This window comes from Pseudomarimonas arenosa (assembly GCF_014841215.1).
Taxonomy (GTDB): Bacteria; Pseudomonadota; Gammaproteobacteria; order Xanthomonadales; family Xanthomonadaceae; genus Pseudomarimonas; species Pseudomarimonas arenosa.
In genome coordinates this window covers 42,574-50,774 of record NZ_JACYTR010000014.1, presented here as the reverse complement: position 1 = coordinate 50,774, position 8,201 = coordinate 42,574, and the positions used below count along the sequence as shown (strand labels likewise).

Genomic DNA, 8,201 nt, shown 5'->3' with positions numbered 1-8,201 from the left:
TCCGCGGCGCGCCGTGAGAATGTCGGCGTTCTTTGGCGAATCAAGGTCGCCGCCTCCGCCCGCGATGCTTCCCCGGCACAGGTCAGATTTCGACAACGATCTTTCCGCTCGCATGGCCTTTCTCCAGATGACGGAAGGCATCGGCAGCGTCCCCGAGCGGGAAACGCCGATCGATGACCGGGCGAAGCGCCCCTTGCTCCAGCAACCCGGCGAGGGTCGCCAGATCCTCGGCGGTGGGATTTTTCGCCACCACGATCCAACGATGTCCGCGGTCGATCAGCGACATCGCGAACACGTTCAGCGCGAGGCGCAGCGGGCCGACCCAATGGTTCGTGCTGGGTCCTCCCACCCAGATGAATCGACCTTGCGGCGCGAGCACGCGCCGGCAGCGACGCAGGGTTTGGCTACTGATCGTGTCGACGATCACGTCGTAGCGGTTAGAACCCTCGGTGAAATCATGTGTTCTATAGTCGATGACATGATCGGCGCCAATGTCCTGCATCAGCGAGCGCTTGGCTTCGCTGCACACAGCGGTCACCGTGGCGCCGAAATGCTTTGCCAGCTGCACGGCATGCACACCCACTCCGCCGCCCGCGCCGTTGATCAGCACCTGCTGTCCGGACGTCACTTGGCCATAGTCGCGCACGGCGTACAGCGCCGTGCAACCCGCCATCGGGACGGTGGCGGCTTCGGCGAAGCCGACTCCCTGCGGCTTCTTCACCGCGACCGCTGCGTCGACACACAGGTATTCAGCGAGTGCGCGGGTGCGACCGGAGGAATTGTGCGCGGTCTGGCCGAACACTTCATCGCCGACACGGAACCCGGTGTTATCGCTGCCGACGGCATCGACAACCCCTGCGAAATCGAGGCCAATACCGTTGTTCTTCGGGCGTTTCAGGCCGATCTGAAGCCGCAGCATGTAAGGGCTTCCGCGCAGAATATAGAGATCGGCAGGGTTGATCGAAGCGGCACGCATGCGGATGCGTAGCTCATGCGGGCGCAGTTCCGGCATCGCCATGTCCTGTAGCTGCAGAACATCGGGTGACCCGTACTGGTGGTAGACGACGGCCTTCATGCGGCCGTCCTGATATCGGTTTCGATCTTGACGATCGTGCCTTGTGCCGCCGCGACCAGGATGGATTCCTGTTTGCGAACGACGTAGACCTTGCATTCGCACACCGCCTGCCGTAATGCGAAGGACAGCACGGAGGACTTGGCGACCAGCAGATCGCCAATGGTCGGCATCACATAATTAATCTTGAATTCCGAGGTCACGCACTGACCCAGCACGGTCGCGCCGGCAAAGGTCAGGCAGTTGTCGGCCAGATAGCTGACGACGCCGCCATGCACGAAGCCGTAACTCTGCTTGAAATCCTCGCGGATCCGCAGCGACAGTTCGGCATAGCCCTCGGAAAGCTCGCACAGCTCCGTGCCCAGCAGTCTGCTGAAGGGCTGCGATACCAGCACTTGCTGGCCCATTTCGAAGAATCGGTTCAAACGAACGCCCTCCGTGCGGAATAGGAGACGTTGCCGAGTTCGTCCGCGGTGCTGGCGGCATCGCTGAGGCCGATCGCCTGCAGCGCGCCGCGGTATTTCTGCTCGTCCATGCCGAAGGGATTGATCACATCGTTAAAGGTTGATGCGCTGTCAGCCGGGAGCAGGTACTTGACGAAGGTCGCCAGGGTTCCGCTGGGGCCCACATCGAGGAAATGAAAGTCGCCCCTGTCGAGCAGACTGCGCACCGTGGAAGCGAATTCGACCGGCTGGCGGAACGTGGTCCACATGCGCCGCAGCCAGTCCTGGGGATCGCTGTCACCGTGGTACACCCGGCCGTCCAGACACGACACCATCGGCGTGCGCAGCGGTGCGAAGTCCAAGGTTCTTGCCAGCGCCATAAACGGCGCTTCGAGCGCCTGCTGCATTTCGGTGTGAAAGCCGTACTTAACAGACAGTACTTGATGCACCACGCCGTCTCGCGCCAGTGCTTCGCGCAAGGGTGCAATCGCGTCGACCGGCCCGGTCACCACGAGATGTCGGTCGAAATTGCGCGCGGTCACCCAGCACCCCGCGAACTGGTCGGCATAGCGCGTTTCGATGTCGGGCACGTCGACCACCGCCAGCATCGTCGCCAGCGGGCTTTCAGCCTCAATCAGCCGGGCGTAATCGACCGCCAAGCCGATGCCCTGCTCGATGGACAGCGCTTCGCCGACGATCGCGGCAGTGAGTTCGCCCAGACTGTAGCCAAGCAGATAGTCCGGGCTGGCGCCCGCTTCGATCAGCACCCGCGCCAGGCTGAACTCGAACGCGACCAGCGCCGGATTGGTGTGCAGCAGGCGATCGAACGGCTGTCCCTTGTCGCCGTCGCGGTACAGCACGTCGCAGAGCGAGCCGCCGATCAGCGGCGCGGCGATTTCATCGCAGTGGTCCATCCACAGTCGAAATCTGGGATGCCGGTCGTAAAGCTCGCGTCCCATCTGGTGGTACTGCGAGCCTTGCCCGGAAAACATGAAGACAAGAGGTAGGCGCATGGAGGATCAGGCCGCCGACTGTTGGTCAAGCGAATCGTCGAGTGACAGCTCGTCGAGATCGAAATAACCGTTGAAGCCCTCCATGTAGACGGCCGCACGATGGCCGAACAGCAGCACGGCCGGCGTACGCGTGACCAGCGCGCCGTGCTCCACCAGCGACTTCACTCGGGTGCCGACCGGATGGCGGCGGTTCCAGGCCGCGACCTTCTGCTCGGCGAGCGCGAAACGATCGGTGCGCGCACTGTCATTTGATTCTCCACGCGCGTTGCCGGCATCGTTCGCGGCGCTTGCCGACGTCGGCGCTACGGCATCGACGGCACGCACGTTCCGAGTCTCCGGTTTCTCCTCGGCTTGCGCTGGCGCTGGTGCTTGCGGCGCCTGCTCCGCGACTTCCTGCGCGGCGATCTGCTTGATCTTGAGGATCATCTTCGCCAGCACATTGCCGTGGCCAATCTCGACGAATTCCATCGCATCCGAGAGCGACATGAGGTAGTGGATCGTGTCGCTCCACTGCACCGTGCTGGAGATCTGCTTCGACAGGTATTCGACGACGGCAGCATTCGGGTAGGGCTTGGCCGTCAGGTTGGCAATCACCGGTATCTTCGGTTTGGAGAACTTGCGCTTCTTGAGGAAGGCCTCGAACTTCTGCCGCGCTGGCATCATCAGTCGCGAATGAAACGCGCCGCTGGTATTGAGCGGCACGTACATCACCCGGTCGAACTGGAAGATCTCCTGGCAGGCAGCGATGTCGGCGGTGGGCCCGGAGATGACGATCTGTTGCGGCGTGTTGTGGTTGGCGATGTCGACGTGGCTCAACCCGTTCTCTTTGAGCACGTCCTCGACCTGCTCGCGGCTGGCGTTGACGATGGCGGCCATTGCGCCTTCGGTCGCCGCGCTCATCAACTCGCCGCGCTTCTTCACCAGCTTCAGGCCGGTCTCGAAGCTAAAACATTCGGCCGCCAGCAGCGCATTGAACTCGCCAAGGCTGTGACCGGCCAGGTAATCGGGTGTCTCGCCGGTGTCCTGGATCCGCTTGTAGTACGACAGCGCATTGACCACGTACAGCGCCGGCTGGGTGAACTGGGTGTTATTCAGTTCGCGCCGCGGATCTTCCAGACACAGTTCCTTGATCGAGTAGCCGAGCAGCTTGTCGGCCTTTGCCGTCAGCTCCGGGAATTCATCGAACAGATCGCCGCCCATACCGCGTGCCTGCGAGCCCTGCCCCGGGAACATGTAGGTTTTCATCGAATCCTCCTGAAGCCTGTGTATGAAGTGGGATCAGCCGCGTTGCAGGCAGATCGCTGTATTAATGCCGCCGAAGCCCATGCTCATGTTGAGCGCGCGCTCGACGACGTGATCGATGGCAGTCGAACCCACCCAGCGGAATCCCGCGTCGATGGGTTGATCCAGATTGCGCGACGGATGCAGGCGCTTAACCTGCATCTGCAGCATCACCGCTATGAGTTCCACCATGCCGGCGGCACTGAGTGCATGCCCCAGCAGCGACTTGGTTGTATTGAGATAGGCGCGATTCAGCCCAGTGGCGCTTAGCGCGGCCAGTTCGGTTTCATCGCCGACCACCGAGGCGGTGCCGTGCGGATTGACGTAGTCGATCGCCTCCGCAGACAGCCCGGCCATTGCCAAGGCGCCGCGGATCACTGCAGTTTCGCCTTCCAGCGATGGGTTGGGATTGCGGTTGCCGTCCCAGGCCATGGCCCAGCCCCTGACTTCGGCGTACGGGGTGCGCGTGGCGTCGATGGCGCGGCGGACCACGATCGCTCCGCAGGCTTCGCCGTAGATGAAACCGTCGCGGTTGCGGTCGAACGGCCGGCAGGCCCGCTCGGGCTCACGGGCGAAACGATCCGAGCCCATCGCGCCCAGCGAACGGAACGCCTGGCACTCGAAGAACGAGAGATCCATCAGCGCACCCAGCGCAATGCAGACATCGACCTGCCCTGAGCGCACCGCCTCGATCGCCTGGATCGCGGCCAGCTGTCCGCTCGCAGACGCGCCACCGACAGTGATGGCGAGGCCGCGGATGCCGAAGACTTCGCTGCACACGCCACACAGATCGGTATCCATGAAGGTCATCGCATGGGTCGGACGCAGGAACTCCACTTGGTCCCGATACTTGGCCTGGCTCAGCGCCAGCTCGCGCTGCTGGATGTTGGACCCGCCAACGATCAGGCCGATCCGGCGCGGATCGACGTCATCGAGCCCGGCGTCTTGCCACGCTTCGTGCAGCGTCGCCAGCGCCACCTGGGCCGACCACGACAGGTTGCGCAGCTTCGCCGCGGCAATGGCTTCCGGCATGCGCAGCTCGGCGATCTCCGCGCCAATGAACGGAGCGCCGCCGTCGTCGGCCGCAGACGGCTTCTGCCGGCCAGGACGCTGCATTGCCGCGAACCGGTGTTCGCCGGCCAGCAGCGCATCAGTGAACTGGCGCCGGCCTTGGCCGATCGACGCGGTCACACCGATGCCGGAGACGACGATGGGCTCAGCGGAACGCATGTTCAGAGCCGTCCATCCTGAAAGCGATTCACGTTCACGCGGCGCAGGCTGAGAGCCGGGCGTGCATCAGGGTCGCCAGCTCGCCCATGTTTTCGGCTTTAGCAAATTCAACCATCGGCGCCTTCAATGACAGCGACTCGAGCGTCAGCATCACGACTTCAGAGCGCTCGATTGAATTCGCGCCAAGTTCGCGCAGGGAGTCGGTGAACCGGAATGCATACTCGTCGAGTCCGGGCACGACTTCTCGGGTGTGGTCGACGATGGTGGCAAAGATATCTTCAAGGGTCATGGCGATCTCGTTTGTTAAGTGTTCGCGTATGGATCTGAGCTTTGGTTTGGATTGATGCTGATTTCATGTACCGAACAGCGTGGCGATCTTTGCCTTCACCTCCGGCTGGGCAAAGGTCACCGCATGCATTTCGACCTCCTGCGCGATCGTGGCGGGCAGCGCCTGGCGCAACGGCGCGCTGAGATGGTCCTTGAACTTAATCAGCGAGACCCGCGGCTTCTCGGCCAGGGTTTGCGCGAGTTCCAGCGCATGCGCCACGACCTGGTCGCGCGCGACGACCGGAAACGGAATCCCACGCTGCTGCAGCTCTTCGCCGCGGTAGTTGTTCGCCGAGAGCATCATTTCCGTCGCCAGGCCCAGGCCCAGCTTCTGTGGAAGGATGAACGTCGCACCCATGCCCGGCGTGAAGCCGTAGCGCATGAAATTGGCGGTGTAGATATTCTCTCGGCCCAGTACCACCAGATCGGCGAACATGCCCAGCACGAATCCGCCGCCGATGCCGTGCCCCTGCATCGCCGAGATCACTGGCACCGGACAGTGCAAGGGCAGTCCATACAGCGCACGGTCGGTGAATGCGCCGCGGCCCTCGGACAGATTCATCAGCTGTTCCTGGGTGCCGCCGCTGGCGAAGTAATTGTCGTAGCCGGTCAACACCACGACCTTGCACTCCGGCAGCTGCTCGACCTGCGCGAAGGCGTTCATCAGTCCCTCGGTGAGTGCCTCGGAAAAGGTGTTCTTGCTCGCCCGGTCCTGCATCCTGATCTGCACAACGTGCGGAGCGACGAACTGCAGGTCGACGACGTTTTCGATGCTCACGCCGCGCCCTCCCACGGAAACTGGCCGGTCTTCACGTAGCGCGAGATCCGCTGCAGGTTCTCAACATCGGAGAACACCTCGCGATTGGCGGCCAGCGCCAGCGGCTCGGCCGCCACGATCGAAGTCTCGATCGCGCCCATGTAGCGCTTGTAGCGCGCAACGCTGGTCTTGTTGAGTCGGCGCAGTCTTAACAGGTGCTTGCGCAACAGGTTTTCGCTGTTGTCCTCGTAGGCATCGACCAAGCCCCACTCGCGTGCGACTTGCACTCCAACCGGCTGGGTCAACAGGGTCATGGCGTTGGCCTTGGCAAAACCGATCCGACGCACCAGGAACGGCAGCACGCAGGCTGGCATCAGCCCGAACAGCAGCTCGGAGAGGCTGAACATCGCCGCGGAATCGGCAAGCACGATGTCGCAGGCGGCGACAAAGCCAATCCCTCCAGCATTCGCCTTGCCGCGCACATGCGCGATCGACACATACGGCCCGCTCGCGAGACGCCGCCAGGCTTCATACAGCGGCGTTGGGTTCTGTTGCGGCAGGCCGCCGGCATCGAAGCTCTGCTGCAATTCAGCGAAGTCCGCCCCGAAGCAGAACACCTCGGGCAGGCCTTCGACCACGACAATCTTCGCCCGCGCCTCGCAGGTGTCCAGGGCCGACGCGAATTCGGCAATCAGACGATCATTGATCGCGTTGTTCGCGTCCGGCCGGTGGATCTGCAGGTACGCGATGTCGTCGTCGAAACGCATGCGCAGCGCGCTGAATTCGGCGCTGTTGATCGAGCTACCGTCCATCAGCCAACCCACTCGTAATCGCGGTGGAATTCCTTGATCTCCTTCAGGAACAGCACCGGCTTGTCCATCGCGCTGCGGGCGCGGGGAATGAAGGTGTCGTCGAGCACGACGTTGCGGGTGCCGAACTTGACCGCATTGCTGCCGACCAGGAGCCGGTCGTACTCCTCCATCGTCAGCTCGATGCGCTTATCGAGATGCGATTCGATGCCCATTGCACGCAGGCGCTGCTGGCCTTCCTTGCGCACCACGCCGCTGAAGAATTCCGAGCAGCAGCCCGAGCCGTACGAAAACGCGCCGATGCGCTTCGGGGTTTCGAAGTCACCGTGGTCGATGGTGCTGGCGATCGCCAGTGCGGTGGTCGCGCCCATGATGTTGGCGACCCGCTGGCAGTGGATCATGCCGGGGGTGACGCGGCGCTGGAAATCCTCTTCGATCTCTTGCGGCTTGGCCTGCGCCATCTTGCGCATCATGTTGCGATGCGCGCCCTTGATCATGCCGCCGAACGGGCAGTGATAGGCCAGGTAGGTGAAGCTGGCGGAGAATTCCGCCTCCGGCACGCGCTTCTTGTATTCCAGGAAGGCGTTTTCGCAGCAGTCGAGATAAGAAAGTAGCGACAGATCCGAATCGCCGGCGTCGCCGTCGACCGTGGGCCGGCAGGTGTCCATGACTTCGTAGCCGTAATAACCATTGGCTCCGACGTCGACCTGAAAAATGTGCGGCTGGTCGCTGATCAGCATCGCAACCGCGCCGGAGCCATTGCTGGGTTCGGCGAACGACCAGTCGGCGGTCAGCGCGTCGCCGCCCTCCTCGACCATGAAGCGCGAGATATCGGTGGCGAGCACCAGCGCCTTCGCGCCCGGCGATGCCTGCGACAGCACGAAATTCACCGCCATCTGGATACCGGCTGCACCGGAGTAGCAGGCGTTCTTGATCTCGAACAGGCGGCAGTTGCGGTTCAGCCCGAGCAGCGAGTGGCAGTACGTGCTCATCGACTTGCCGAAATCGAAGGCCGATTCGGTACAGGTGATCACCATCTCGATGCGGTCCCGCTCCTCGGCGCTCAACGCGTCGACGATGGGCTTCGCGGCGTTGACCGCAAACGTGATCGGGTCTTCGTACGGTAGCGCGACGGTCTTCTCCTTCATCAGCAGGTTCTCAAACCGGGTGGTGTCGAGCCCGCGATGCTCGGCCAGCTTCCTGACGTCCAGGAATGCGGTGCCAGCGAACACGTTCATTGCTTCGATGCCAACTGCTCTCATGCTGTCC

Annotated in this window: 9 protein-coding genes; all 9 read right to left on the bottom strand. The window is 62.7% G+C overall.

Annotated features, from left to right (window positions below):
• Positions 1 to 82: 82 nt before the first annotated feature.
• The 9 genes from IFO71_RS09125 to IFO71_RS09085 all read right to left on the bottom strand — a co-directional run bounded on the left by IFO71_RS09125 (position 83) and on the right by IFO71_RS09085 (position 8,194).
• On the bottom strand, positions 83 to 1,075 hold the full coding sequence (locus tag IFO71_RS09125) for an NAD(P)-dependent alcohol dehydrogenase (RefSeq protein ID WP_192029325.1): 993 nt from the start codon (positions 1,073 to 1,075) through the stop codon (positions 83 to 85).
• Complete coding sequence (locus tag IFO71_RS09120) at positions 1,072 to 1,479, bottom strand: PaaI family thioesterase (RefSeq protein ID WP_192029324.1); 408 nt, start codon at positions 1,477 to 1,479, stop codon at positions 1,072 to 1,074. Before IFO71_RS09120 ends, IFO71_RS09125 begins: the two co-directional genes overlap by 4 nt.
• A gap of 14 nt (positions 1,480 to 1,493) precedes the next feature.
• Positions 1,494 to 2,528 (bottom strand): acyltransferase domain-containing protein, encoded by a 1,035-nt coding sequence (locus IFO71_RS09115; RefSeq protein WP_192029323.1) that lies wholly within the window; start codon positions 2,526 to 2,528, stop codon positions 1,494 to 1,496.
• Between the two features lie 6 nt (positions 2,529 to 2,534).
• A complete protein-coding gene (gene fabD, locus IFO71_RS09110; protein ID WP_192029322.1) occupies positions 2,535 to 3,773 on the bottom strand; it encodes an ACP S-malonyltransferase in 1,239 nt (412 codons plus the stop codon).
• Between the two features lie 33 nt (positions 3,774 to 3,806).
• Positions 3,807 to 5,039 carry a beta-ketoacyl synthase N-terminal-like domain-containing protein gene (locus IFO71_RS09105; RefSeq protein ID WP_192029321.1) on the bottom strand — a complete coding sequence of 411 codons (1,233 nt, stop codon included), beginning with the start codon at positions 5,037 to 5,039 and terminating at the stop codon, positions 3,807 to 3,809.
• Positions 5,040 to 5,073: 34 nt separating this feature from the next.
• Entirely contained in the window at positions 5,074 to 5,328 is a 255-nt protein-coding gene (locus IFO71_RS09100) for an acyl carrier protein (RefSeq protein WP_192029320.1), read from the bottom strand.
• A 63-nt stretch (positions 5,329 to 5,391) separates the two neighbouring features.
• The gene (locus IFO71_RS09095) at positions 5,392 to 6,159 is read right to left on the bottom strand and encodes a polyketide synthase (protein WP_332309353.1); all 768 of its coding nucleotides are present in this window, start codon (positions 6,157 to 6,159) and stop codon (positions 5,392 to 5,394) included.
• A complete protein-coding gene (locus IFO71_RS09090) occupies positions 6,141 to 6,935 on the bottom strand; it encodes an enoyl-CoA hydratase/isomerase (protein ID WP_192029319.1) in 795 nt (264 codons plus the stop codon). Before IFO71_RS09090 ends, IFO71_RS09095 begins: the two co-directional genes overlap by 19 nt.
• Positions 6,935 to 8,194, bottom strand: a complete 1,260-nt coding sequence (locus tag IFO71_RS09085; RefSeq protein WP_192029318.1) for a hydroxymethylglutaryl-CoA synthase family protein — start codon at positions 8,192 to 8,194, stop codon at positions 6,935 to 6,937. The genes IFO71_RS09090 and IFO71_RS09085 overlap by 1 nt, the downstream gene beginning before the upstream one ends.
• Positions 8,195 to 8,201 lie beyond the last annotated feature (7 nt).

What these genes read in the sequence shown, in the direction of transcription:
- IFO71_RS09125 (WP_192029325.1), bottom strand. Translation starts at nt 1,075, where the DNA reads ATGAAGGCCGTCGTCTACCACCAGTACGGGTCACCCGATGTTCTGCAG.
- IFO71_RS09120 (WP_192029324.1), bottom strand. Translation starts at nt 1,479, where the DNA reads ATGGGCCAGCAAGTGCTGGTATCGCAGCCCTTCAGCAGACTGCTGGGC.
- IFO71_RS09115 (WP_192029323.1), bottom strand. Translation starts at nt 2,528, where the DNA reads ATGCGCCTACCTCTTGTCTTCATGTTTTCCGGGCAAGGCTCGCAGTAC.
- fabD (WP_192029322.1), bottom strand. Translation starts at nt 3,773, where the DNA reads ATGAAAACCTACATGTTCCCGGGGCAGGGCTCGCAGGCACGCGGTATG.
- IFO71_RS09105 (WP_192029321.1), bottom strand. Translation starts at nt 5,039, where the DNA reads ATGCGTTCCGCTGAGCCCATCGTCGTCTCCGGCATCGGTGTGACCGCG.
- IFO71_RS09100 (WP_192029320.1), bottom strand. Translation starts at nt 5,328, where the DNA reads ATGACCCTTGAAGATATCTTTGCCACCATCGTCGACCACACCCGAGAA.
- IFO71_RS09090 (WP_192029319.1), bottom strand. Translation starts at nt 6,935, where the DNA reads ATGGACGGTAGCTCGATCAACAGCGCCGAATTCAGCGCGCTGCGCATG.
- IFO71_RS09085 (WP_192029318.1), bottom strand. Translation starts at nt 8,194, where the DNA reads ATGAGAGCAGTTGGCATCGAAGCAATGAACGTGTTCGCTGGCACCGCA.